Source organism: Janthinobacterium sp. HH102, assembly GCF_001758625.2.
Lineage (GTDB): Bacteria > Pseudomonadota > Gammaproteobacteria > Burkholderiales > Burkholderiaceae_D > Janthinobacterium.
The window spans coordinates 5,634,080-5,659,185 of the sequence record NZ_CP062062.1 but is presented as its reverse complement, the minus strand read 5'-3'; the positions used below and the strand labels follow the sequence as shown (position 1 = coordinate 5,659,185).

Genomic DNA, 25,106 nt, shown 5'->3' with positions numbered 1-25,106 from the left:
ATTGCAGATGGCAATCCTGACAGTTGCCTGCCGATATGGCGTTTCCTTAACCTTTACTTAAAATGCCACATCGCCAAGGGCGCTGCCGAATTAATCACGAAATATCGGCCCGGGGACTGCCGTTGCGCTGGCCGGGTGGTGTATGATTCCGCCGCTACCTTTAGGGAAAAATATATGGATTTTGTGCAATTCCTCGACATGATCGTGCATGTCGACAAGACGCTGGGCCTCTTGATCGAGCAGTACGGTACCCTCGTGTATGCGGTGCTGTTTGCCATTATTTTTTGCGAGACAGGCCTCGTGGTGCTGTTTTTCTTCCCTGGGGATACCTTATTGTTTATCGCCGGCGCGTTTTGCGCGACGGGACAGATGCACCTGGGCTTGCTGATCGCCTTGTTGGTGACGGCCGCCGTCACGGGCAACACGCTCAATTACTGGATAGGCGAGGCCATCGGGCAAAGGGTGTTTACCCACGATTACCGCTGGATCAACAAGGATGCCATGCGCCGCACGCATGAATTCTTTGAAAAGCACGGCGGCAAGACCATCATCCTGGCCCGTTTCGTGCCGGTGGTGCGCACCTTCGCCCCGTTCGTGGCCGGCATTTCCGACATGACGCATGCGCGCTTCCAGATGTACAACGTGACGGGCGCCCTGTTGTGGGTGGTCGGTCTGGTGACGGCGGGCTACTTCTTCGGCAATATTCCGTGGATCCGCGACCACCTGACCTTGATCGTGCTGATCGGTGTCGGCGCCGCGGTCGTGCCGGTGGTACTGGGCGGCTTGTGGAAACTCTACAAGCGCATGGTGGGCAAGTCGGCCTAAGGCCGCATGGATCCGGGGCAAGCGCGCTGCGGCACAGCCCGCAGCCGGCCCCGGATCCCGTTTTTCTCCGCGTTGTTTCTGTATTACACCTGCGCTGATTCAAGTTTTGTTGCTTTCCAGCCGTAAACCAGAAGGTATTCTCACTTTCTGGATTTCCATGCGACATTTGAGCGCCCTGTTAGCTTGCAGCCTTGCCGCGATGGCGGCCATGGCAAGCGCCAAAGATGCCCCCGCTTCGGCGCGCGCGGCCGCCTCCGCGCCGATGTCGGCGTCGGCGCGCGCGGCCGCCATGAAAACCCTGACCGAATCGGTGAAGGGCAAGGAGGCCAAGGCGCCTGTCGTCGTCGCGCCCACGGCGCGCGAGAAGGAAGAAGCGGCCGAAGTCGACCTGTCCGAACGCATCGCGGCGCGCCTGGCGGAAATGCGCGCCACCCAGGCGGCCCGCGCCGCCGCCCGCGCCAAGCGGGCCGCCGTGGTGAAGGCCGCGCCGCCGCCACCGCCGCCCGTGGCGCGCGGCACGCACTGGTCGTACGAGGGGGAGAGTGGTCCGGCCAACTGGAGCAAGATCAATGTCGACTGGGCCAAGTGCGGCAATGGCAACCGCCAGTCGCCGATCGATATCCGCGATGGCATGAAGGTCGAGCTCGAGCAGATCAGCTTTGACTACCACCCGTCGTCGTTCAATGTGGTCGACAATGGCCACACGGTGCAGGTGGGCGTGAGCGGCGGCAATTACATCACGGTGCAGAACCGCATGTTCGAGCTGCAGCAATTCCATTTCCACCGTCCGTCCGAAGAGCGCATCAATGGCAAGGCATTCGAAATGGTGGTGCACCTGGTGCATCGCGATGCGGAAGGCCGGCTGGCGGTGCTGGCGCTGCTGCTGGAGCGGGGCGCGCCGCAAGCGACCATCCAGACCGTATGGAACAACCTGCCGCTGGAAAAATTCGACACCATGCAGCCGACCATTTTGCTCGACCCGGCCGAGATGCTGCCGGCGCGGCGCGACTACTACACGTATATGGGATCGCTGACTTCGCCGCCGTGCAGCGAGGGCGTGCTGTGGCTGGTGATGAAGCAGCCGGTGCAGGCTTCGCCGGCGCAGATGGCGCTGTTCAGCCGTTTGTATCCGCTCAATGCGCGCCCGGTGCAAGCCGGTAACGGACGCATCATCAAGGAATCAAACTAAGAGCGCCTGAAAAAAGCCCATGGCGTTGTTGCCATGCCTCGTCGTACATGCGTACTGCCTTCGGCAAGGCGCCTAGCCCTGGACTTTTTCAGTCACTCTTACATAAATTCGAGGCGCTGGCGGCCGGTCCATTCGGCGCCGGCGGCCAGCAGGTCGGGCTGGATCAGGGCAGGCTCGATGCAGATGAAGCGCTGGTACTCGTCGTCGCCCAGGTCGGGCAGGGCGGCCGCGTCCTGCGCGCCGGGGTTCCACACGACGGCATCCGTGAAGCCCTGCTGCTCCAGGCGCAAGGTGTGGCCGCCGGATTGCAGGGTCAGGGCGCCCGGCAGCTGGTAATAGATGCGGTCCAGTTTGTCCGAAAATTGCAGCTCCTCTTCCGCCTGCAAGGCATCTTGCGGCGTCTCATCCGAATAGCGCACGCGCTGCAGGCCGCCAACGCGGGCCTCGCTCAATCGATCGATCGCAAAATAGCTGTGCAGGGCGGCCGAGAACGGAAACGCCTGTTCGCCCGTGTTGTGCACGGACAGGTGCAGTTCCAGCGATTGGCCTTGCACCGCCACGCGCAGGCGCAGGGTGAAGGCCCAGGGCCAGCTGGCGGCGATCGCCTCCGGCAGGACCGTGTGCTGCAGGATGAATTGCGCCCATGCGGTGCCATCGGCGTCGCCCGTCGATTCCAGCTGCCAGGTCGCCACGCGCGCAAAGCCATGGCGCATGCCTGTGCCGCGCGCGCCGAACTGGGGGAAGATCACGGGCACGCCGCCCCGGATGGCGCGGCTGCCGTCGAGGGCGGAATCGCGGCTGCAGAACAGGCGCTCCTGGCCATCGCTGGTTTGCCACGAGACCAGGTGGCCGCCGTAAAGGGTGACGGTCGCCTGCGCGCCATCGGCGGCGCGGATGGTCACGGCCGGCAACTGGCCAAAGGTGCTGTTGCTCATGCTAGGCTTTCATGTCAGGTCAAACGGCTTTTCGCCAGCGGCGGATTCTTCGCAAAATAATTCTTGATGCCCGTGACGATGGCGTCGGCCATCTGGTCCTGGTAGCCGTTGTCGGTCAGCTTGGCTTCTTCCTCCGGATTCGAGATGAAGGCCGTCTCGATCAGGATGGACGGGATGTCCGGCGCTTTGAGCACGGCGAAGCCGGCCTGCTCGACGGAACCCTTGTGCAGGCGGTTGATGCCGCCGATTTCGCGCAGCACGGCCTTGCCCAGCTTCATGCTGTCATTGATCTGCGCCGTCGTCGACAGGTCGAGCAGCACGCTGGCCAGCTGCTTGTCGTGGTTCTTCACGTTCACGCCGCCGATCAGGTCGGCCTGGTTTTCCTTGTTGGCCAGCCAGCGCGCGGCCGTCGAGGTGGCGCCTTTTTCGGACAGCACGAAGACGGACGAGCCGCGCGCCGTCGGCTGGATGAAGGCGTCGGCGTGGATCGAGACGAACAGGTCGGCCTGCACCTTGCGCGCCTTTTCCACGCGCATGCCCAGCGGGACGAAGAAGTCGGCGTCGCGCGTGAGCATGACGCGCATGTTCGGCTGCAATTCCAGCTTGGTCTTGAGGCGCTTGGCGATGGCCAGCACCACGTCTTTTTCGCGGCTGCCCCGGCTGCCCATGGCGCCCGGGTCTTCGCCGCCGTGGCCGGGATCGAGCGCGATGGTAATCATGCGCACGACTTTCTGGCCCGGCAGGGGGCGCGCTTCGGGGCGCTGTTCCGGACGCAGTTCGGGCACGGGCGGCACGGTGGGCGCCGGCGGCGTCACGGCGGCCACGGGCGGCTTGCCGCTCTCGGGCAGCGGCAGCGCGGGCGGCGGCGTATGCGTGTCGGCCATAGGCGGCTTGGCCGGGTCGCTCGACCAGTCGCCCTTTTCGATCATTTGCGCGATCAGGTCCGGCTCGCGCACGGGATACAGGTCGAAGATCAAACGGTGATTGTAGGAGCCGGCCGGCGGCAGGGTAAACAGCTGCGGCGTGACTTCCTCTTTCAGGTCGAACACGAGGCGCACCACATTGGGCCGGTTCTGGCCCACGCGCACCTGCTTGATGTACGGGTCGTTCGACTGGATCTTCGCCACCAGGCCCTTCAAGGTGGGATTGAGTTCCAGCCCTTCGATGTCGACCACCAGCCGTTCCGGGTCCTTGACGATGAAGTGGGTCGCCTTGAGGATGCTGTCGTTTTCCAGGGTGACGCGCGTGTAGTCCTCGGCCGGCCAGACGCGCACGGCGAGAATTTGCGCCGCCATCGCCGACATGGGCGCGAACACGGACAACAGCAGGGTGCCGCCGGCCTTGAGCACCGTGCGCCGGGTGATGGGCGAGGAGATCAAAGGTTCGGGGCGAATTTGAGACGGTGAAGGCATGACAGACCCAATTCAGAAGACGCTTGCAATTCTACATCACGTCCTGTACCCGCAACGTTCAAATAAATATTCAGGTCGGCCGGCGGCAGCACCGGTTCGGCTTTTTCCGGCCATTCGACGATGCAGATATTGCGCCCGTCGAAGTCTTCGCGGAAGCCCGCGTCGAGGAATTCTTCGGCACTGCCCATGCGGTACAGGTCGAAGTGGATGACGTTGACGCTCTGGCCGTCGAGCTGCACCGTGTACGGTTCGGACAAGGTGTAGGTGGGACTTTTGACGTGGCCCGCGTGGCCGGCCGCGTGCAGCAGGGCGCGCGTGAGGGCCGTCTTGCCGGCGCCCAGGTCGCCGTGCAGGTAGATCGCCAGGCCCGGCGCCAGCGCGCGCGCCAGCGCGGCGCCCAGCGCGGCGGTGCCGGCTTCGTCGTGGAGGTGGGCTGTGAAGTGTTCGGTCATGATCTTCCGTATCGCATAAAATGGAGGCTGCTGTCATTGTAACCGCCCGCGCGCCTGCCGTTTTCCGTAAAGTCCCCTATGTCCGCCACCACCACCGATCTCGCCGTCCTGGCGCGCACCATCAAGGAATGGGGGCGCGAGCTGGGTTTTGCCGAGGTGCGCATCGCCGACGTGGACCTGTCGCACATGGAAGCACCGTTGCAGGCCTGGCTCGATGCAGGGTATCACGGCGAAATGGATTACATGGCCAGCCACGGCATGAAGCGCGCGCGCCCGGCCGAACTGGTGCCGGGCACGGTGCGTGCCATCAGCGCGCGCATGAACTACCTGCCGCCGGCGCTGGGCCCCGACTGGCGCGCACACGAGGCGGCGCGCGACGCCGACCCCGCGGCGGCCGTGATCTCCGTGTATGCGCGGGGCCGCGACTATCACAAGGTGATGCGCTCGCGCCTGCAGCAGCTGGCCGACCGCATCAAGGGCGAGATCGGCGACTTCGGCTACCGCGTCTTCAGCGATTCGGCGCCCGTGATGGAAGTCGAGCTGGCGCAAAAGGGCGGCCTGGGCTGGCGCGGCAAGCACACCTTGCTGATCAACCGACAGGGCGGTTCCTTCTTTTTCCTCGGCGAGATCCTCATCGACGTGCCGCTGCCCGTCGACCCGCCCGAGACCCCGCGCTGCGGCCAGTGCTCGGCGTGCATCACGGTGTGCCCGACGCAAGCCATCCTGGGGCCGTACCAGCTTGACGCGCGCCGCTGTATCTCCTACCTGACGATTGAGCTGAAGGGCGCGATTCCCGTCGAGATGCGTCCCCTGATCGGCAACAAGGTGTACGGCTGCGACGATTGCCAGACCGTCTGCCCGTGGAACAAGTTCGCCCAGCGCGCCGTCGTGCCCGACTTCGACGAGCGCCACAGCCTGGGCAGCGCCGGCATGGTGGAACTGTTCGCCTGGACGGAAGAGGAATTCAACCGCCGCATGGAAGGCAGCGCGATCCGCCGCATCGGCCACGAACGCTGGCTGCGCAACCTGGCCGTCGGCATGGGCAACGCGGCCGCCAAGGCCCGGGGCCAGGCCGACATCGTCGCGGCCCTGCTGTCGCGCCGCGCGCATCCGTCGGCCATCGTGCGCGAACACGTCGAATGGGCACTGGCCTTGCACGGCATCGCTTGAGCTGCGTTTAAGTCTGCTTCAGGCGCAGCGCCGACCACTCGCTGTCGATGGCGATCATCGCCACGCTGTCGAGACCTGTTGCCTGCGCATACAGGCGAATATCGTCGCGGTGGATATCGCTGCCCGCCTTGATGCCACCCTTGCGGTACGCCACCCAGACCGCGCCGCCCGGCGCCAGGCGCGCCTGCGCCGCCGGCAGGAACTGCTCCAGTTCCGCGCGGCTGCGCGCGAACAGCAGTAGCCAGTCGGCGTTTTCTCCTTCGCTTACCCGCCGTTCGGCCGGCAACTGCGCCAGCAGGGCGGCATGCTCGCCGCCGTCATTGAGCACGGCCAGGGCTCTGGCATTTTTCACAACCATTTTTTCAGCAACGGTTTTGTCGGGCATGGCATTTACGCGTGGAGGGAGAAAAGACGAGCATAACAAATTTCTCCTTGACTTATCGATATATCGTTATAAAATAGCGATACCTACTAACGATATATCTTTAAAGAGAAAACATGAGAAACTCACACCACGCAGAACACGGCCATTGCGGCGAACATCACCATCACCATCAAGGCGGGCATCGCCACGAAGACCGTCACGAATACTTCATGCACGGCCGCGGCCCGCGCGGCTTCGACGAGCGCGGCGACGGCATGGGCCATGGCGGCCCCGGTGGCCGGGGCGGGCGCGGCGAACGGGCCGAGCGCGTCTTCGGCCGCGGCGATCTGCCACTGATCGTGCTGGCGCTGATCGAAATCAGCCCCCGTCACGGCTACGAAATCATCAAGGCCATCGAAGAGCGTTGCGGCGGCGCGTATGCCCCCAGCCCAGGGGCCGTGTATCCGACCTTGACCTTGCTGGAAGAGCAGGATCATGTGACGTCCTCCGAAAGCGCCAGCGGCAAGAAGCTCTACACGATCACGGAGCTGGGGCGCGCCTATCTCGACGAGAATCGCGCCCAGGTGGACGGCATCCTGGCCCGCCTCGACATGTTTGCCCGCGTCCAGGCACGCAACGCCTTGCCCGAGCGCGTGCGCCAGGCCATGCACACCCTCAAGCATGCGCTGTTGCTGAACAAGACCAGCTGGAGCGAAGCGGAAGCCGAGCGCGTGTCCGCCGTGCTGGAACAGGCGGCGAACGCCATCGTCGACGGCCACTGAGCCCACTTTACAAGGACAAGCAATGACTACTGCCTCACCTGCAACACCACGTCCGCATGCCATCGAGCGCGTGCGGCATGACTTGAAACTGCGCGTGCTCACCGTCGTGCGTACCGAACAGCTGACGCCGCACATGCGCCGCATCACGCTGGCGGGGGACGACCTGGATGGCTTTGTCTCGCCCGCGCACGACGACCACGTGAAACTGTTCTTCCCCGCCCCGGGTCAGACCACGCCCGTGTTCCCCGTGCTGGGCAATGGCGCCAATCCCATCGAGTATGCGGAAGGGCCGCGCCCCATCGCCCGCAATTACACGCCGCGCCGCTACGACGCCGAACGGCGCGAGCTGGAAATCGACTTCGTGCTGCATGGCGACGGGCCTGCATCGTTGTGGGCGGCGCAAGCGGCGCCCGGCCAGACCCTGGGCGTGGGCGGGCCGCGCGGCTCGATGCTGGTGCCGCTCGACTTCGACTGGTATGTGCTGGTGGGCGACCAGACGGCCTTGCCGGCCATCGCCCGCCGCCTGGAGCAGCTGCCGGCCACGGCACGGGCCATCGCCGTGATCGAGATCGTCGAAGACGGCGAGCAGATCGCGCTCGAGTGCGCGGCGCAGCTGGACCTGCGCTGGGTGGCGCGCAATGGCCGCCAGGGCCCGCTGCTGCTCGACGCCTTGCGCCAGATCGCGCTACCGTCAGAGGGCGACGGCTACGTGTGGGTGGCGTGCGAGCACGCGCAGGTGCAGGGCTTGCGCGGGCATTTTATCGACGCCGGGGTGCCGAAGCAGCATCTGCATGTGGCCAGTTACTGGAAGCATGGGGCGGCGGAGCACCATGAGCATCACGATGCGTGATGGTGGTGGTGGTGGTGGTGGTGGTGTCGGGTTACGCGCTTTGCGCTAACCCGACCTACGCCGACCTGCGTTGCAATATACGGCGTAATCCAACGTTACCGCCATTACTTCAACAACCCCGCCAGCTCCACCGCCGTCTTGACCTGCATCTTGTCGAAGATATGCGCGCGGTGGACTTCCACGGTGCGCATGCTGATGCCCAGCTTGTCGGCCACCACCTTGTTCATCTTGCCCGCCAAAATCAGGTCCAGCACTTCGCGTTCGCGTGACGACAGGGTGGCCAGGCGCGCATGCACGGCGGCCAGTTCGCCCGCCTGGCGCGAGTTGGCCAGGCCCTGCTGCACGCGGTCCATCAGGTCGTTGTCGTTGAACGGCTTTTCAAAGAAATCGAAGGCCCCCCGTTTCAGGCTGTCGACGGCCATCGGCACGTCGCCGTGGCCGGTGAGGAAAATCACGGGCAGGCGCGCCGTCAGGTCGCGCTTGACCAGCTGGTCGAACAGGGCGATGCCGTTCATGTCGGGCATGCGCACGTCGAGCAGCACGCAGTCGCCGGCGGCGTCGAAGCCGCCGTCCAGGCTATCGAGAAATTGCTGGGCGCTGGCGTAGCTGCGCGCCTCGATGCTGCGCGAGGCGGCCAGCCAGGAGAGGGAGTCGCGCACGACTTCTTCGTCGTCGATGATGTGTAGCATGGTGTCTCCGGCTTGTCGGTTATTCGTTATTCGTTATTACCTGGTGCGGCGCGCGGCGCGGCCGGCACGCTGAAGGTAAAGATGGTACCGCCAGCGGGGTTGGCGCCGAAGGTCAGCGCGCCGCCGTGAAATTCGATGGCGGTGCGGCAGATGTTCAGGCCCATGCCCATGCCTTCGGACTTGGTCGAGAAAAACGGCGAAAACAGCCGCTCGGCCACGTCCACCGGGATGCCGTGGCCATGGTCGATCACGTCCACCGTCACCATGCCTTGCTGCGCGTCGTGGCTGGCCCGCAGACGCATGATACGCCGTCCGGGTGCCGCATCCTGCATCGCCTCGATGGCGTTGCGCGTCAGGTTCAGCAGCACTTGCTCGATCATCACGGGGTCGGCGCGCAGCAGCGGCAGGTCCGGCGGCAGCTCTTCCTGGATGGTGACATAGTATTTGCGCGCCTGCAGGTCGATCAGCGCGCGGATGCCGTCGATCAGGGTGCGCAGGGCGATATCCTGGCGCTGCGGTTCGCTCTTGCGCACGAAATCGTGCACGCTGCGGATGATCTGGCCGGCCCGCTGCGCCTGCGCGCTGGCCTGTTCCAGCGCCGGCTTCAGGGTGCCCGGATCGACGGGGGCGTCATGCTCGATGGCGCGGCGGATCAAATTCAAGGCCCCTGTCGTGTAGCTGGAAATGGCCGCCAGCGGCTGGTTCAGTTCATGCGCCAGCATCGACGCCAGCTCGCCCATGGTGGCCAGGCGCGAGCTCGTTTGCAGCTTTTCTTGCTGCTGGCGATTGAGTTCCTCGACGCGCTTGCGGTCCGAGATGTCGAGCACGGAACCCATCCAGCCCGTCTGCTGGCCGTTCTTGTCCACCAGCGGCGCTTCGAAGATCAGCACGGGCACGCGCGTGCCGTCCGGGCGCTGGAAATAGGTTTCGAACTGCGGCGTGGGATTGCCGGCCAGGGCCTTGACGAAGCGCTGCTGGTATTCCTCCAGCGCTTCGGGCACCCAGTAGGGCATGGGCGGCAGACGGCCCAGGATTTCCTCGGGCGGATAGCCGACGATCTGGCAAAACGCGGGATTCACGTAGGTGACCCTTCCTTCCAGGTCGCGCGCGCGCATGCCCGTCACCAAAGAGTTTTCCATCGCCGTGCGGAACAGCATCTGCTGGCGCAGCGCGCCCTCGGCCACCAGGCGGCGCGAAATATGCCGCCACAGGGCCAGCAAGCTCCATAATAACCCCAGCGACAGGGCGATGACGGAGCCGACCAGCAGATTGGGCAGCAGCTTGGGCTGGCTTTTCACGCTGTCGGTAAACAGGGTGATGGTGGCGCCGGGCACGTCGAGCGCGCGCTTGTGCGTGTACACGCCGTGGCCGGGACCGGCGGCGGCGCGCCGCGCCAGCACCTTGTCGTCGCGGTCGATCAGCGAAATCTGGTTATCCTGCGCAAACCACCACGGCACCATTTCATCGAGCAGGCTGCTGATCTGATAGGTGGCCACCAGGCTGCCGACATAGCGCTGACCATCGAACAGGGGCTGGTGGTAATCCATCAGCATGGCGCCCGGCGGCGTATCGGGAAAGCCCGTCTGCTGCGAAGGCTGGGCGTATTGGCCCCGGTGCAGGCGGCGCGCATTGTCGGCCGCCGTCAGCGAGGCCGGCGCAAACGACAGGGCGTGCGGCAGATTGTTGTCGCTGGTGGCCAGCACCTTGCCGCTCGTGTCGAGCCACAGCACGCGCTGCAATTCGCGGCCATTGCGCAGCATCTGCTGCAGCCGTTCGTGCACTTTTTCCGCCGACAGGGAGCCGCTGGCGATGTCCACGCCCAGGTTGAACAGGCTTTCCTCGTTGCGCGCCAGCTGGAAGCGGATGGTCTGCTCCACCCACAGCGTATCGGCGATCAGCTGCTCCTGGCGCTCGTTGCTTTCCATCTGGCGTGCCTGCCAGGGTAGCCAGAACAGGATGGAGAGGAACAGCAGCAGCAGGATGACGGGCAGCAGCCAGCGCATCGGACTCGATAGCTTGAAGCGGCGCGCAAGGGTGGGGGGAGTCGGCATGGCTGGCAGGGTAGCGGCTTATCGGGAACCGGCTATTGTGGTTAACCACAATAGCCGAGGCAGTTTCTTTGGCACAATATTCAAGTAGACAAATAATAAAGTTTTTCTAAACACCATTCAGGAGACAAAAATGCAGATGAAAACCATGTTCGTCGCGCTGTGCGCGGCCATCGGCGCCACCGCCGGCGTCCACGCTTACGCGCAAGCCCCCATCGTCATCAAGTTCAGCCACGTCGTCGCCACGGACACGCCGAAAGGCCAGGCCGCCGAGCGCTTCAAGCAGCTGGCCGAAAAAGCCACGAATGGCAAGGTCAAGGTCGAACTGTACCCGAACAGCCAGCTGTACAAGGACAAGGAAGAACTCGAAGCGCTGCAGCTGGGCGCCGTGCAGATGCTGGCGCCATCGCTGGCCAAGTTCGGCCCGCTGGGCGTGAAGGAATTCGAAGCGTTCGACCTGCCCTACATCTTCCCCACCAAGACGGCGTTGTACAACGTCACCGAAGGCGAAATCGGCAAGAGCCTGCTGAAAAAGCTCGAGCCCAAGGGTATCACGGGCCTGGCCTACTGGGACAATGGCTTCAAGGTGATGTCGGCCAACAAGCCGCTGCATACCCCGGCCGACTTCAAGGGCCTGAAAATGCGCATCCAGTCGTCGAAGGTGCTTGACGCGCAAATGCGCGCGCTGGGCGCCAACCCGCAGGTGCTGGCCTTCTCGGAAGTGTATCAGGCGCTGCAGACGGGCGTGGTCGACGGCACGGAAAATCCGCCATCGAATATGTACACGCAAAAGATGCATGAAGTGCAAAAGCACGTGACCGTGTCGAACCACGGCTACCTGGGCTATGCCGTCATCGTCAACAAGAAATTCTGGGATGGCTTGCCGCCCGATATCCGCACGCAGCTGGAAAAAGCCATGCGCGAGGCGACCACGTTTGAAAAAGCCATCGCCCAGCGCGACAACGATCAGGCCCTCGACGCCATCAAGAAAGCGGGCAAGACGCAGATCTATACGCTGACGGTGCAGGAACAGGCCGAATGGCGCAAGGCGCTGGCACCCGTGCAGAAGGCCATGGAAGGGCGCATCGGCAAGGATCTGATCTCGGCCATCAACAAGGAAAGCGCGAAGTAAGCCGCGCTGGCCGCGCCGCCTGGCGCGGCAGGCAGGGCATCCCTGCCGGTCCGTTTGAACGACTCCCGCGCGTCCTGCGCGGGAGTGCGTGCACCCGCATTCTTTGAAAGTCCACCATGAAATTTCTGGATCACCTGGAAGAGTGGCTGATCGCGACCCTGATGGGCGCGGCCACCTTCATCATCTTCGTCGCGGTCGTGCACCGCTACCTGGCAGGCTTGCCGATTCCGGGCCTGCAAGACTTCCTGATTCAAATCAACACCAGCTGGGCCCAGGAACTGTGCATCTACATGTTCGTCTGGATGGCCAAGTTCGGCGCCGCGTATGGCGTGCGCACGGGCATCCACGTGGGCGTTGACGTGCTGATCAACCGCATGAACCCGCGCTGGCGCGACCGTTTCATCGTCTTCGGCCTGGGCGCCGGCGCCCTGTTTACGGGCATCGTCGGGACCCTGGGCGCCAGCTTCGTGTGGTCGATCGGCCACACGGACCAGACTTCGGCCGACATGGAAATACCGATGTGGCTGGTCTACCTGGCCGTGCCGCTCGGTTCCTACCTGATGTGCTTCCGTTTCCTGCAGGTGATGGTGCATTTCATCAAGACGGGCGCCTTGCCGAAACACGACCACTCGCACGTCGAGGGCCTGGAAGATGAACTGACGGCGGAAGAAAAAGGAGCCAAGGCATGAACGCGCTGATTATTTTTGTGCTGCTGCTGGCACTGATGCTGACCGGCATGCCGATCTCCATCTCGCTGGGCCTGACGGTATTGACGTTCCTGTTCACCATGACCAGCGTGCCCATCGAATCGGTGGCCCTGAAGATCTTCACGGGCATCGAGAAATTCGAAATCATGGCCATCCCGTTCTTCATTTTGGCGGGTAACTTCCTCACGCATGGCGGGGTGGCGCGGCGCATGATCAACTTCGCCAGCTCCATGGTCGGCCACTGGCACGGCGGCCTGGCGCTGGCCGGCGTGATGGCGTGCGCGCTGTTTGCCGCCGTTTCCGGCTCCAGCCCCGCCACCGTGGTGGCGATCGGCTCCATCATCCTGCCGGCCATGGTCAAGCAGGGCTATCCGCGCGGTTTCGGCGCCGGCGTCATCACGACTTCGGGCGCGCTGGGCATCCTGATCCCGCCCTCGATCGTGATGGTGATGTATTCCGTCAGCACGAACACGTCCGTGGGCAAGCTGTTCATGGCGGGCGTGATTCCCGGCATGATGCTGGCCATGCTGCTGGGCCTGACCACGTGGTTTTTGGCGCGCAAGCACAATTATCCGCGCATGCAGAAGGCCAGCTGGGGCGAACGCTTCGTCACGTTCAAGAAGAGCGCCTGGGGCCTGCTGTTGATCGTCATCGTCATGGGCGGCATCTATTCGGGCGCGTTTACGCCCACGGAAGCGGCCGCCATGGCTGCCGTGTACGCCTTCATCATTGCCGTCTTCGTCTACAAGGACTTGAAGATCAAGCAAGTGGGCAAGGTCTTGCTCGACTCGGCCGCCATGTCGGCGATGCTGTTGTACATCATCACGAATGCCGTGCTGTTCTCGTTCCTGATGACCAGCGAGAACATCCCGCAAGCGATGGCCGAATGGATCACGGGCAAGGGCCTGGGCGTGATCAGCTTCTTGCTGGTGGTCAACGTACTGTTGTTGTTGGCTGGTAACGTCATGGAGCCGTCGTCCATCGTGCTGATCATGGCGCCGATCTTGTTCCCCGTCGCCATGAAGCTGGGCATCGATCCCGTGCACTTCGGCATCCTGATCGTGGTCAACATGGAAGTGGGCATGTGCCATCCGCCCGTGGGCTTGAACCTGTACGTGGCGTCCGGCATCACCAAGATGGGCATCTCGGAGCTGACCGTGGCCGTGATGCCATGGCTGCTGACGATGCTGGCCTTCCTGGGCTTGATTACCTACGTACCACAAATCTCGCTGTGGTTGCCAAATTTAATTTACAACTAAAACAGTTGTCCCCTTCATGGTGCAAAAAAAGTCGATCCTGCCGAACAAATGCGCTATGATGGGCAGCCTTAAGGGGAAACACGTATATGCATATGCGCCCCGGTAGCAAGGCTGAAATACAGAATTGGCAACAAGGTTAGTGGGGGAGTGGTCTATAAAAACGGTATTGATACCGGGGATATATTGAGGAGACACACGTTTCACAGAAGTTGTTGAGTCATAGCTGTCTGCGGCCACAAGCCGGCACCGGCGGACCCAAACGACCGGGAACGTGAAGCAATATTTGAAGCGCACCGGCTGGTGCGCTTTTTTTTCGTGCGCAGGAAACGTCCGCCGGCACGCCCAAAGTCGGTGCATAATTCCCGTGGCGCGGTTTCCGGCGCCGGCAAGTTGCATATATGCCACACTTGAATAATGATCAGCAGATGAAAAAACAACAGGGCAGTGAACTGTTCAGCGCCATCGTGGCCGCGCCGTTCGGCGCCATGGGCGTGCGCGCGCAGGACGGCCAGTTGCGCGAACTCGTGTATTTGCCGCCGCACTTTGCCGAGAAAGATCCGCAGGATGCCGTCTCCGAGCGGGCGTGCGAACAACTGGCGCGCTATTTCCGCGACCCCGATGCGCCGTTCGACCTGCCGCTGGCGGGCCTGGGCAGCGCTTACCAGCAACGCGTATGGGCGGCGATCGCCGGTATCCCGCGCGGCCAGGTGCGCACGTATGGCGACGTGGCGCGCCTGATCGGTTCGGCGCCGCGCGCCGTGGGCCAGGCCTGCGGCGCCAACTGGTTTCCCGTGGTGATCCCTTGCCACCGCGTGACGGCCGCCGGCGGTCTGGGCGGCTTTGCCCACCATGACGATGCGACCGGCTTCCACCTGGGCGTCAAGCGCTGGCTGCTGGCGCATGAAGGCGTGGAAGCTTACCGATGATGAACAGTCTGCTGGCGCCCGACAACGCCACCCTGATCGATGAATTCTGCGACAGCCTGTGGCTGGAAGACGGCCTGTCGAAAAACTCGCTCGATGCCTACCGGCGCGACATGCGGCTGTTCGCCCGCTGGCTGGAAGTGGCGCGGCCCGGGCGCGAGGGCCTGTATGAGGTATCCACGGCCGACATCGAGGCGTATTTTGCCGCCCGCCACGACGAAAGCAAGGCGACGTCGTCGAACCGGCGCCTCTCTGTGCTCAAGCGGTTTTACCAGCTGGCCTTGCGGCACAAGCATATCGCGGCCGACCCGTGCCTGAAGATGGTGTCGGCCAAGCAGCCGGCGCGCTTCGTGCATACCCTGAGCGAAGCGCAGGTGGAAGCGTTGCTGGCGGCGCCCGACGTGAGCACGCCGCTGGGCTTGCGCGAGCGCACGATGCTCGAACTCATGTATGCCAGCGGCTTGCGCGTGTCGGAACTGGTGGACTTGCAATCGGTGGAACTGAGCCTGAACGATGGCGTGCTGCGCATCACGGGCAAGGGCAGCAAGACGCGGCTGGTGCCGTTCGGCGAACAGGCGCGACTGTGGATCGAGCGCTACCTGAAGGAGGCGCGCGGCGTGATTCTCGACGGGCAGATGGACGACGCGCTGTTCGTCACGCGGCGCGGCGGCGCCATGACGCGGCAAATGTTCTGGGTCATCATCAAGAAACACGCGCTGAACGCGGGCATCACGGCGCCGCTGTCGCCGCATACCTTGCGCCACGCGTTCGCCACGCATTTGCTGAACCACGGTGCGGACTTGCGTGTTGTGCAATTGTTACTGGGGCACTCCGATATTTCCACCACGCAGATTTACACGCATGTGGCCCGTGAACGGCTGAAACTGCTGCATGCGCAGCATCATCCGCGAGGCTAAACATTTGGAGTTTGCTCCAACTACGTCATAATGTGCCTTATATGCTTATCTGTAACATCTAAAAACTAAAGAGGTAGTAAATGGCCAAGACAAATTTCCAATACGAAAAACGGCAAAAAGAGCTGGAAAAGAAGAAGAAAGCCGAGGAAAAAGCCAGGCGCAAGCTGGAAGCGAAAAACAATCCGAAGCCGGCCGATGGCAGCGAGGGCGATGAGCCGGAAGCGGACGACGCAGACGTCGACGCTGATCCAGCCGCCGCTGGCGACGCTCCTGCCCAGCCGCAGTAATTCCCCTGTTTCTGACGACCGGTGCGGCATGGCCGCGCCGGTCTCCCCGCGTTTTTCTTTCCCCCGCTACAAGCGCGGCCGCTGGCCGATCGCCAGTTGCAGCTGCGTGCTGGCGATGGCCGCATCGGCGCGCGCCTGCACATAACCCTGATACGCCTCATCGGCCGAACGCTGCGCCGCCAGCCATTCCAGCAGCGAGGCATTGCCACTGAAGTAGGACAGGCGCATGCCGTCGACCACCTTTTGCGCATCGACCAGCACGCCGTCGCGGTAGCGCGCCAGCCTGTCCTGCGCCGCACGCAGCTGCCGCTGCGCCGTGCGCACCTGCGTTTCCGCCGCCAGTTCCGCCTGGCGCAGGGCCAGCATCGCTTGCGTCACGCCCGCTTCCGCCTGCACCACGTCGCCCTTGTCGCGCCGCGACAGGGGGATGGGGATGGCCAGCGATACGCTCAAGGCGCGCGAGCGTGGCGACCCGTCGACGGGATTGCCGCTGGCGTCAACGCCGTCATGGTAGCCGCGCGCGGCGGCCAGGCCCACGGTGACGGTCGGGTCGACCGAGCGGTTGGCGCGCACGAGCGCCGCGCCGTCGCGCAGATTGTCCACGGTGGCGCGGGCGATGCGCACGTCGCTGCGCGCCTCGAGCGCCTGCGGCACCAGGGTGCTGGCATCCTGGTCGGCATACGCGGCGAAGTCGCAGGCCAGCTGTGCGTCCGGAAACAGGCTGTCGAACTGGCGGCCCAAGGGGGGCGACAAATTCAACATGGCGCTGTCGGCCTCGCTGCGCGCCTGCGCCAACTCGGCCTGGAACTGGTCGCGTTCCACGCGCGACTGCAGCAGCTCGATGCCGCCCACGTCGCCCGCCTTGCGCCGCACGGCATTCGCGTCGACGACTTTCGACAGGGCCGCCATGGTCTGCTCCTTGCGCGCGAGGACCTCGCGCGTGCGGCACGCTTCCGTGAACGCGGCGGCGGCCGTGCCATACAGTTCGCTTTTGAAGCCAGCCACCGTTTCCTCGGCCAGCGCGACATGGCTGTGCGCCGCCTTCAAGCGCGCGGCGCGCTTGCCGCCCGTTTCGATGGCCATGCTGATGGCCGGATTCCACGTGACGGGACGGTGCTCGACGCTGCGCACGGTTTCGCGCGTGGCGCCCAGCGTGAATTCGGGATCGGGACGCAGGCCGGCGATGCCGATGCCGGCCTTGGCCGAGACGATGTCTTCCTGCTGCGCCTGCAGTTCCAGGCTGTGGCTTTCCACGGCGGACAAATAGGTCTCGAAGCTCAACGGGGCGGCGCTGGCGCAGGGGGCGATCAGCCAGGCCGCCAGCAATACATTAAAACGTGTCATGGTTCACTCCTTCTGTATCGGTCCGGCGTTGTTGTACATACGCCTCGATCAGGTAATACAGGGCCGGCAACAGCAGCAGGGTCAGTGCCGTCGCCGTCACCAGCCCGCCCACCACGACGGTGGCCAGCGGGCGCTGCACGTCGCTGCCCAGGCCCGTCGCCAGCATGGCCGGCGTCAGGCCCAGGGCGGCCACGGTGGCCGTCATCAGCACGGGACGCATGCGGTCGCGCGCGCCTTCCAGCACGGCCTCGCGCAAGCTCCTGCCTTCGTCGGCGCGCAAGCGGTTGATCTGCGCCAGCATCAGCACGGCATTGAGCACGGCCACGCCGAACAGGGCGATGAAGCCGACGGCGCTCGACACGTTCAAGGTCATGCCGCGCAGGTGCAGCGCGGCCAGGCCGCCCAGCATGGCCAGCGGCACGGCCAGCAAGACCAGCGCAGGCTGGCGCAGGTTGCGGAACTGGCCAAACAGCAGCAAAAACATGGCGCCCAGGGTCATCGGCAGGATCAGGGCCAGGCGGCTTTGCGCGCGCTGCAGGTTTTCAAACTGGCCGCCCCATTCGACGCTGATGCGCTGGTGCTCGCCCGCCACGGCTTGCGCCACCAGCGGGCGCGCTTCGTCGAGGAAACCGGCCAGGTCGCGTCCGCGGGCATTGAGGCGCACGATGATGTGGCGCCGCCCCATTTCGCGCACGATCACGCTTTCGCCCGAGGTGGTGCTGATGGTGGCCACCTGCGCCAGCGGTATCCTCGCGCCGTTGGCGGCCGTGAGCTTCAGGCTGGCGATGGCGTCCGGGCTGGAACGCGTGGCGGGCGGGAAGCGCACGGCGATGTCGTAGCTTTTCTCGCCCACGTAGACCTGGCCGATGGGCGCGCCGCCGATGCCGGTGGCAATCAGGTCGGCCACGTCGGCCGCGTTGATGCCGTAGCGGGCCGCCTTCGCGCGGTCCAGTTCCACCTTCAGGTTGGGCAGCGGCGGCTCCACGTCCACCGCCACGTCGGAGGCGCCGTGGACAGTCTTCAGCACATTGGCCACCTTGCCGGCGATGGCGCGCACCTCATCGAGGTCGTTGCCGAAGATTTTCACCGTCAGGTCGCTGTGCGCGCCCGACAATTTGTCCTGCACGCCATCGATCATCGGCTGCATGAAGGCGACTGTGACTCCGGGCATGCGCGCGAAGCGTGCGTTCATTTTCGCGATCAGCTGCTGCTTGCTCATGCCCGACTTCCAGCTTTTATAGGGATGCAGTCCCACGCTTGCCTCGATGTGCGACGGCGTCCAGTAATCGGTGCCGTCGTCGTTGCGTCCCGTCTGCGTGACGATGGTCGACACTTCCGGGAATTCCAGCGCGGCGCGGCGCAGTTCGCTGGCCATCTCCGACGCCTTGTCCAGGGTGATCCCGGGCGGCATCTGCACCTGCAGCCACAGCGAACCCTCATCGAGGTAGGGTAAAAAATCGCGGCCGATGCTGCCGCCCAGGATGGCAAGCGCTGCGAGCGATCCCGCGCACACCATCGCCACCCAACGCTTCTTGCCCACCATGCGTTCGAGGAAGCGCCCGTACGCGCCCGCCAGCTTGTCCAGCGCGCGGTTATGGAAGGTGCGGCGCGGCTTGCGCAAGGCCAGCCAGGCCAGGCCCGGGATCAGCACCAGCGCCACCACCAGCGCGCCCACGAGCGCCGCGCCCACCGCATAGGCCATCGGCGAGAACAGCTTGTACTCGATGCGCTGGAAGGCGAACAGGGGCAGGTAGGCGGCGATGATGACGGCCATGCCGAACATGATGGGCCGCGCCACCTGCAGGGTCGCGTCGATGGCGTCCTGCAGGGTGAGGGGCCGCTCCTGTTCCCGCTCGCGGCGGCGCAGCATGTTTTCCAGCACCACCACGGAACCGTCGACGAGGATGCCGAAGTCGATCGCCCCCAGCGACAGCAAATTGGCGGGAATCTTAAAGTGGTGCATGAAGATAAAGGCGATCAGCAGGGCCAGCGGGATCGTCAGCGCGACGATGGCGGCCGCGCGCGGGCTGCCCAGATACAGCAGCAGCACGAGGGCGACGAGCAGCATGCCTTCGCCCAGGGTATAACTGACCGTGTGCAGGGTGGCGTCGATCAGCGAGCTGCGGTCCAGATAGGGCACGACCTTGACGTCCTTCGGCAGCACATTCGCATTCAAATCGTCCACGGCCGCATGGATGCCGGCCAGCGCTTCGGACGGGTTGAAATCCTTCAGCAGCAGGGTGATGCCTTCGATGGTGTCGGGGTTGTCGTCCTTGCCGAGGATGCCGCGCCGCTCCACGTTGCCGTAAGCGAGCTTGCCCAGGTCCTTCACCAGCACGGGCACGCCGTCCTTGCTGCTGACGACGACGTTACCCATGTCATCGAGCGAATGCAGCAGGCCCACGCCGCGCACCACGTACGATTGCTGGCCGCGGTCGATGACGCTGCCGCCGCCGCTGAGGTTATTGGCGTTGATGGCGTCCTTCACCTGCGCCAGCGAGAAACCGTAGCTGTCCAGTTTTGCGGGGTCGAGTTCCAGCATGAATTGCGTCGTCAGGCCGCCGAAATTGCTGACGTCGGCCACGCCGCGCACCTGCTGCAGGCGCGGGATCACGGTCCAGAACTGCAGCTCGGACAGTTCGCGCAGGGAGCGCGTTTTCGATTCCAGCGTGTAGCGGTAGATCTCGCCCGTGGGCGAGGTGTAGGGATCGAGTCCCGGCTTGGCGTTGTACGGCAGGTTCACGCTGGCCAGGCGCTCCTGCAGCCGTTCGCGCGTGAAGTAGCCGTCGCTGCCATCCTCGAACACCACCGTGATCAGCGACAGCGCGAACAGGCTGCGCGTGCGCAGCACGTGCATGCCTGGCGTGCCCAGCAGGGCGCGCTCGAGCGGAATGGTGATCTGCTGTTCGATTTCCTCGGCGCCCAGGCCCGGCACCTGCGTGACGATCTGCGAGGTGACGTCGGCGATGTCGGGATAGGCTTCGATGGGCAGCTGCTTCCAGCAATAGACGCCGTAGACGGCGACGAACAGCAGCACCAGCCAGACGATGCCGCGCCGCTGGCAGCAGGTGGCGATGAAACGGTCAATCATTGAGCAGCACTCCTTCCTTGACGACGATGCGTTCGCCCGCTTTCAGGCCGGCGAGGATTTCCACCTGTTCTCCATGGCTGGCGCCCACTTCCACCGTGCGCGGCGTAAATACCAGCGGGCTGCGCTCGACCATCACGCGCGTCGATGGCCCGCTTTGCAGCACGGCCGCCGCGGGCACGAGGAGGGCGCGGCGGCTGGCGCCGGCGAATCCCGCGTGGGCAAACATGCCCGGCTTGAAGGTGCCGGTGCGGTTGTCGATGGCCACGCGCACTTTTACCGTCCGCGTCTCGGGATCGAGCACGGCGCCCACATACGCGACCTTGCCCTCGAAAGCCTTGCCGGGCCAGGCATCGACGGTGATGCGGGCCGTCTGGCCTACGGCCACCTGCGCCAGGTCCCTTTCGGCCACGTTGGCCGACAGCCACACGGTGGAGAGATCCGCCACCGTCATGACGGGCGCGTTGATATCGTTCCAGTAGCCGCCCTGGGCGCCTTCCATGGCGATCACGGTGCCGGCGATGGGCGAACGCAGCACGTAGTCGCGGCGGGTGCCGCGTGTGCCGCGCGCGCCGGCGCCGTACTGGGCCAGCTTGTCGGCGCTGGCCTGGGCGTCGCTGCCCGCCTGCGCAAAGGCCGCCTGGGCCGCCTCGTACTCCTTGCGCGCGGCGATTTCCGCCTCGAACAGGGTTTTCTGGCGCTCCAGTTCCTGGCGCGCCTGCAGCAGGGCGGACTTCGCCTTGCTGTCGTCCGCGTAGGCGGCACTGAGTTCCGCTGAGTCGAGCGTGAACAGCGGGTCGCCCGCCTTCACGCTGTCGCCCAGCGCGCGCTGCAAGCGCGTGATGCGCCCGGCCAGGGGCGGCGTGATCTTCACCAGTTTCTCCGGCATCGCTTCGATGCTGCCCGGCGCCTCCGTCTGCGTGGCGATCTCCTGTTCCTGCACGGCGGCGATCTGCAGGCGCTGGCGCAGCGGCGACATCTTGTCGACGGCGATGCTGCCGTCGTCGAGATGCATCGATTGGACGGGCGGCATGGCTGCCGCCGTCGGTTTGGCGCAGCCGGCCAGGGCCGAGCAGGCGAGAGCGAGGGCGCAGCTGGCGCCCAGGGCGTTGCGGGTGGTCGTGTTCATCCCGTGTTTCCTTGTTATTGATGGTGATGGGGCATGCGTGGATGCCGTGCCCAGGCGGGCGGTCAGAGGGGAGCGCGGGCAGCGATATGACAGCGCCGGAAAAGCATAGCAATGTGCTCCTGAAGAAGCGCCCAAGAACGCCTGAATCATTCTTCAGGTTGCGTGCGCGCGCGGTATGGCGCGGTAAAATGCAAGGATGGAAAATGCGGGAAAACACAGCACAATGGGAAAGGCAGGCATGAGAATCCTCCTGGTGGAAGACGACCGCAAGGCGGCGCGCCTGCTGGCCCGTGGCTTGCAGGAAGAAGGCTTTGTCGTCGACGTGGCGCACAGCGCGGAAGAGGGCGAGGATGAAAGCTACGCCGTCGACTACGACGCGATCGTGCTGGACTGGATGTTGCCGGGCAAGCAGGGCATCGATTTTTGCCGCGATTTGCGCGCGCGCGGCATCCACACGCCCGTGCTGATGCTCACGGCGCGCGACGCCACGGCCGACCGGGTGGCTGGCCTGAACACGGGCGCCGACGATTACCTGACCAAGCCGTTCGAATTCGAGGAGCTGCTGGCGCGCATCCGCGCCTTGCTGCGCCGCTCCGACATCAGCCGCCCGCTGGTGCTGGCGCTGGCCGACCTGACGCTCGATCCCGTCAGCCACCAGGCGACGCGGGCCGGCGCGCCGCTGGTGCTCACGCCCAAGGAATACGCGATTCTGCTGATCCTGCTGCGCCAGGCGGGCGAGGTGGTCAGCCGCGCGCGCCTGGCCGAGCAGATCTGGCAGGCTGACCTGATCGGTATCGACAACCTGATCGACGTCCACGTGCGCAACCTGCGGGGCAAGGTCGATGCGCCGGGCTTGCCGCCCCTGATCCACACGGTGCGCGGACGCGGCTTCCGCCTGGCGGAAAACCATGGTGGCTAGCTTTCGCAAGCGATTGCTGCTGGTGCACCTGGCCGTCATCCTCGCCATTGTCGCCTCCACGGCGCTGGCCGGCTACTGGGGCTTGTCGCGCGCCGTGCATGGCCAGCTCGATGCGGCCCTGCTGGCGCTGGCCGAGACGGAAATGGCCATGCTGCCGGCCGCGCCGCGCCAGCCCGTGCAGGTGCACGAGGTGGCGCCGGGCCTGGCGCCGCCGTCGTTGACGCGGCTGGACCGCCTGGTGCAGATCATCGATGGCGAAGGCCGCGTGCTGGCGCGCAGCCGCAACCTGGAGGCGGCGCAACTGCCGGCGCCGCCCGCCCTGCTGGCGCGCCTGGCGGCCGGCGAGACCGTCTTCGAAACCTTGCCCAAGTTCGGCGAGGAGCCGCTGCGCATGGTCTCGATTCCCGTGCCCTCGTCCGGCGCGCGCCTGGCGGTGCAAGTGGCCGGTTCGCTCGACGACACGAATCACGTGCTGGCCGCGGCCACCGTGCTGTTTGGCGCCATGGCGCTGGCCTTGCTGGCGGCCGTGGGCCTGGCCGGCGAAATGCTCACGCGCCGCGTGCTGGGCGCCATCGACGACGTGGTCGACCAGGCGCATTCGATCGGCGAGGCCAGCCTGCACCAGCGCCTGCCCCATCCCGGCACGCAGGACGAGATCGGCCGCCTGGTCGATACCCTGAACGCCATGCTGGACCGCCTGGAACACGGCTACGATGCGCAGCGCCGCTTCACGGCCGATGCTTCGCACGAACTGCGCTCGCCCCTGTCGCGCCTGCGCACGGAAATCGAAATCACGCTGCGCCGTCCGCGCGAAACGCCCGAGTATGTCGATGCGCTGGCGTCCTGCCTCGATGAAGTGCAGCGCCTGACGACCCTGGTGGAAGAACTCCTGATGCTCACGCGCCTGGACGTGGGGCAGGAGCGCAATGCCGTGGAAACCATCGCGCTCAATCCGCTCGTGCGGGCGGCCGCGCAGCGGCTGGAAAAGCCGGCAGCGCAGCGCGGCATCCGCATCGTCTTCGATGACAGTGTGGCCGTGCACGCGCGCGTGGCGGCCGGCCCCGTGAACCTGGTGCTGGCCAATCTGCTCGATAACGCCGTGAAGTTTTCGCCGCCAGGAAGCAGCATCACCGTGCACGTGGCGCGCGAGGGCGAACATGCACTCGTCGGCGTGGCGGACGTGGGCCCGGGCATCGGCGTGGAAGACTTGCCGCATCTGTTCGAGCGCTTTTACCGTGGCGCCCAGGCGCGCGCGGGCGAGGCGCCCGGTTTCGGCCTGGGCCTGGCCCTGTCGCAAGCGATCGTGCATGCGTATGGCGGCAGTATCGAGGCGCGCAACCGCCCGCAAGGCGGCGCGCTGTTCCTCATGCGCCTGCCAGCTTCAAGCTGAGGGGGGCACGCCTTCCCAGCGCACCTGCCGCACTTGCGGCCAGGCGCCCGCCCGGTTGACGAAGCGCACCAGCACGGCGCGCTGCACGGCCTGGCACAGCACCGTGGCGATCAGCCGCACCACCTGCCGGGCTTCGTCCCAGCTGCGCAGCATCTGCGACGGCGCCAGGCCCGCGCCTTTGAGTTCGGCCAGCAGCAGGCGCGCGACGTGGTCGGCTTGTGCCGCGGGGCAGGTGACGGTCAGGCGGTAGGTGGCCACGACGGGGCCGCGCCTGGCAAACCAATGGAAAAATTTTTTCATCATCACACTCCCCGTTCGGCGACAAATTCCGCGTTGTTCACGAGCGCCCAGCGCACGGCCGAGACGCTGCCTTCCAGGCTGACCTGGCTGACGATCTGCTCCAGCAATCCCAGGCTGGACAAGGGCGTGAGCAGGTCGGCCCGCACTTCGATGCGCCCGGCCTGCGCGGCGTCTTCGCTGTGCAAGGATTGCAGCATCAGCGCCGGCATGCCGCTGATCAAGCGCAGCATCAGCTTGCGCACCTGGACTTCCTGCTCCGCCTCGCACACGGCCGTCACGCGGTAGATGCTTTCCGTCTCGATGCCCGCTTCGCTGCCGTGGGCGTTGATCCGTTGCGCCAGGTGGCGCAGCACCAGGTTGGCGATCAGCACGAAGCCCGTGCCGATGGCCGCTTCCAGGGCAAACCCCAGGCCGCACAGGATGCCGATGGCGGCGGAGCACCACAGGGTGGCGGCCGTGTTCAGGCCGCGCACCGTCATGCCCTCGCGCATGATGACGCCGGCACCGAGAAAGCCGATGCCCGACACCACCTGCGCGGCGATGCGCATATGGCCGGAGGCATCGCCTTCGAGCACGGAAACCATCACGAACAGCGAGGCGCCGACGGACACCAGCGCATTCGTACGCAGCCCCGCCATGCGCTGGCGCAGCTGGCGTTCGGCGCCGATCATGGCGCCCAGGGTCAATGCCGCGGCAACGCGCAGCGCAAAGTCAAATACCACCATCAGTTTCTCCCGGCTGGGGAGGAACAGGCGAGTGCACAAGGCGGAGAGCATCCGCCCGGATTGGGGGCAGCAGACGGGGATGACGGGCGGTGGAACGATGAGGAGGGAAGTGGCGGCGAGTGAAGTTCGCCGCTGGAAGAGCCACACCTTGCCGAGGGCAGGGCGGGCGGAATGCGCGCGTCTTGCCTAAGGCCGATCGCCGATGGTCAATCGACTACTGTCACTGGAACAAGCACCCACGAGTCACTCCATATCATTGATAACGGGGAC

24 protein-coding genes are annotated in these 25,106 nt (G+C 65.0%); 13 read left to right on the top strand and 11 right to left on the bottom strand.

Annotated features, from left to right (window positions below; genetic code table 11):
• Positions 1-174 precede the first annotated feature (174 nt).
• Positions 175-825: a VTT domain-containing protein gene (locus JAB4_RS25765; protein ID WP_070223029.1), complete on the top strand. Its 651-nt coding sequence runs from the start codon at positions 175-177 to the stop codon at positions 823-825.
• Between the two features lie 157 nt (positions 826-982).
• Positions 983-2,014, top strand: coding sequence for a carbonic anhydrase family protein (locus JAB4_RS25760; RefSeq protein WP_070223031.1), 1,032 nt, complete (start codon positions 983-985; stop codon positions 2,012-2,014).
• A 98-nt stretch (positions 2,015-2,112) separates the two neighbouring features.
• On the opposite strand, the gene JAB4_RS25755 is transcribed toward JAB4_RS25760, so the two are convergent.
• From JAB4_RS25755 to tsaE, 3 genes are read right to left on the bottom strand one after another with little or no spacing between them, the layout of a single operon-like run.
• Positions 2,113-2,949 (bottom strand): D-hexose-6-phosphate mutarotase, encoded by an 837-nt coding sequence (locus tag JAB4_RS25755; RefSeq protein ID WP_070223033.1) that lies wholly within the window; start codon positions 2,947-2,949, stop codon positions 2,113-2,115.
• A 14-nt stretch (positions 2,950-2,963) separates the two neighbouring features.
• Complete coding sequence (locus JAB4_RS25750; protein WP_070223035.1) at positions 2,964-4,361, bottom strand: N-acetylmuramoyl-L-alanine amidase; 1,398 nt, start codon at positions 4,359-4,361, stop codon at positions 2,964-2,966.
• Positions 4,325-4,813: a tRNA (adenosine(37)-N6)-threonylcarbamoyltransferase complex ATPase subunit type 1 TsaE gene (gene tsaE, locus JAB4_RS25745; protein WP_070223037.1), complete on the bottom strand. Its 489-nt coding sequence runs from the start codon at positions 4,811-4,813 to the stop codon at positions 4,325-4,327. Before tsaE ends, JAB4_RS25750 begins: the two co-directional genes overlap by 37 nt.
• 78 nt (positions 4,814-4,891) lie before the next feature.
• On the opposite strand from tsaE, the gene queG reads away from it, so the two are divergent.
• Positions 4,892-5,983 (top strand): tRNA epoxyqueuosine(34) reductase QueG, encoded by a 1,092-nt coding sequence (gene queG / locus JAB4_RS25740; RefSeq protein WP_070223039.1) that lies wholly within the window; start codon positions 4,892-4,894, stop codon positions 5,981-5,983.
• A 7-nt stretch (positions 5,984-5,990) separates the two neighbouring features.
• On the opposite strand, the gene JAB4_RS25735 is transcribed toward queG, so the two are convergent.
• Positions 5,991-6,335 (bottom strand): DUF3052 family protein, encoded by a 345-nt coding sequence (locus JAB4_RS25735; protein ID WP_175444797.1) that lies wholly within the window; start codon positions 6,333-6,335, stop codon positions 5,991-5,993.
• 146 nt (positions 6,336-6,481) lie between these two features.
• On the opposite strand from JAB4_RS25735, the gene JAB4_RS25730 reads away from it, so the two are divergent.
• Together JAB4_RS25730 and JAB4_RS25725 are read left to right on the top strand one after the other, a co-directional pair.
• Complete coding sequence (locus JAB4_RS25730) at positions 6,482-7,129, top strand: PadR family transcriptional regulator (protein ID WP_070223043.1); 648 nt, start codon at positions 6,482-6,484, stop codon at positions 7,127-7,129.
• Positions 7,130-7,151: 22 nt separating this feature from the next.
• Complete coding sequence (locus tag JAB4_RS25725) at positions 7,152-7,979, top strand: siderophore-interacting protein (protein ID WP_070223045.1); 828 nt, start codon at positions 7,152-7,154, stop codon at positions 7,977-7,979.
• A gap of 104 nt (positions 7,980-8,083) precedes the next feature.
• Here the strand turns inward: JAB4_RS25725 and JAB4_RS25720 are convergent, their stop codons facing one another.
• Positions 8,084-8,668 (bottom strand): response regulator, encoded by a 585-nt coding sequence (locus JAB4_RS25720; protein WP_070223047.1) that lies wholly within the window; start codon positions 8,666-8,668, stop codon positions 8,084-8,086.
• Positions 8,669-8,694: 26 nt separating this feature from the next.
• Positions 8,695-10,719 carry a PAS domain S-box protein gene (locus JAB4_RS25715; RefSeq protein WP_070223048.1) on the bottom strand — a complete coding sequence of 675 codons (2,025 nt, stop codon included), beginning with the start codon at positions 10,717-10,719 and terminating at the stop codon, positions 8,695-8,697.
• Between the two features lie 130 nt (positions 10,720-10,849).
• Here JAB4_RS25715 and JAB4_RS25710 point away from each other — a divergent pair, with 130 nt between their 5' ends.
• The 6 genes from JAB4_RS25710 (at position 10,850) to JAB4_RS25685 (ending at position 15,941) form a co-directional block, all read left to right on the top strand.
• Positions 10,850-11,848, top strand: coding sequence for a TRAP transporter substrate-binding protein (locus JAB4_RS25710; RefSeq protein WP_070223050.1), 999 nt, complete (start codon positions 10,850-10,852; stop codon positions 11,846-11,848).
• A 116-nt stretch (positions 11,849-11,964) separates the two neighbouring features.
• Complete coding sequence (locus JAB4_RS25705) at positions 11,965-12,537, top strand: TRAP transporter small permease (protein ID WP_034746865.1); 573 nt, start codon at positions 11,965-11,967, stop codon at positions 12,535-12,537.
• Positions 12,534-13,814, top strand: coding sequence for a TRAP transporter large permease subunit (locus tag JAB4_RS25700; RefSeq protein WP_070223052.1), 1,281 nt, complete (start codon positions 12,534-12,536; stop codon positions 13,812-13,814). The genes JAB4_RS25705 and JAB4_RS25700 overlap by 4 nt, the downstream gene beginning before the upstream one ends.
• 425 nt (positions 13,815-14,239) lie before the next feature.
• A complete protein-coding gene (locus tag JAB4_RS25695; protein WP_070223055.1) occupies positions 14,240-14,740 on the top strand; it encodes a methylated-DNA--[protein]-cysteine S-methyltransferase in 501 nt (166 codons plus the stop codon).
• Positions 14,740-15,654 (top strand): site-specific tyrosine recombinase XerD, encoded by a 915-nt coding sequence (gene xerD, locus JAB4_RS25690; RefSeq protein ID WP_175444799.1) that lies wholly within the window; start codon positions 14,740-14,742, stop codon positions 15,652-15,654. The genes JAB4_RS25695 and xerD overlap by 1 nt, the downstream gene beginning before the upstream one ends.
• 80 nt (positions 15,655-15,734) lie before the next feature.
• Positions 15,735-15,941, top strand: a complete 207-nt coding sequence (locus JAB4_RS25685; protein WP_070223057.1) for a hypothetical protein — start codon at positions 15,735-15,737, stop codon at positions 15,939-15,941.
• A gap of 66 nt (positions 15,942-16,007) precedes the next feature.
• Here the strand turns inward: JAB4_RS25685 and JAB4_RS25680 are convergent, their stop codons facing one another.
• Genes JAB4_RS25680 through JAB4_RS25670 form a run of 3 tightly spaced genes read right to left on the bottom strand, consistent with a single transcriptional unit; the run spans position 16,008 to position 21,502 of the window.
• Positions 16,008-17,285: a TolC family protein gene (locus JAB4_RS25680; RefSeq protein WP_070223059.1), complete on the bottom strand. Its 1,278-nt coding sequence runs from the start codon at positions 17,283-17,285 to the stop codon at positions 16,008-16,010.
• Positions 17,272-20,376: a CusA/CzcA family heavy metal efflux RND transporter gene (locus JAB4_RS25675; protein ID WP_070223061.1), complete on the bottom strand. Its 3,105-nt coding sequence runs from the start codon at positions 20,374-20,376 to the stop codon at positions 17,272-17,274. Before JAB4_RS25675 ends, JAB4_RS25680 begins: the two co-directional genes overlap by 14 nt.
• Complete coding sequence (locus tag JAB4_RS25670) at positions 20,369-21,502, bottom strand: efflux RND transporter periplasmic adaptor subunit (protein ID WP_070223063.1); 1,134 nt, start codon at positions 21,500-21,502, stop codon at positions 20,369-20,371. Before JAB4_RS25670 ends, JAB4_RS25675 begins: the two co-directional genes overlap by 8 nt.
• A 238-nt stretch (positions 21,503-21,740) precedes the next feature.
• Here JAB4_RS25670 and JAB4_RS25665 point away from each other — a divergent pair, with 238 nt between their 5' ends.
• Both JAB4_RS25665 and JAB4_RS25660 read left to right on the top strand, forming a co-directional pair.
• Positions 21,741-22,421 carry a response regulator transcription factor gene (locus tag JAB4_RS25665; RefSeq protein ID WP_070223136.1) on the top strand — a complete coding sequence of 227 codons (681 nt, stop codon included), beginning with the start codon at positions 21,741-21,743 and terminating at the stop codon, positions 22,419-22,421.
• The gene (locus JAB4_RS25660) at positions 22,414-23,811 is read left to right on the top strand and encodes an ATP-binding protein (RefSeq protein WP_175444798.1); all 1,398 of its coding nucleotides are present in this window, start codon (positions 22,414-22,416) and stop codon (positions 23,809-23,811) included. Before JAB4_RS25665 ends, JAB4_RS25660 begins: the two co-directional genes overlap by 8 nt.
• Here the strand turns inward: JAB4_RS25660 and JAB4_RS25655 are convergent.
• Both JAB4_RS25655 and JAB4_RS25650 read right to left on the bottom strand, forming a co-directional pair.
• Positions 23,803-24,114, bottom strand: a complete 312-nt coding sequence (locus tag JAB4_RS25655) for a hypothetical protein (RefSeq protein WP_175444796.1) — start codon at positions 24,112-24,114, stop codon at positions 23,803-23,805. The two genes, JAB4_RS25660 and JAB4_RS25655, sit on opposite strands and share 9 nt — an antisense overlap.
• Positions 24,114-24,836 (bottom strand): MgtC/SapB family protein, encoded by a 723-nt coding sequence (locus tag JAB4_RS25650; protein WP_070223069.1) that lies wholly within the window; start codon positions 24,834-24,836, stop codon positions 24,114-24,116. Before JAB4_RS25650 ends, JAB4_RS25655 begins: the two co-directional genes overlap by 1 nt.
• Positions 24,837-25,106 lie beyond the last annotated feature (270 nt).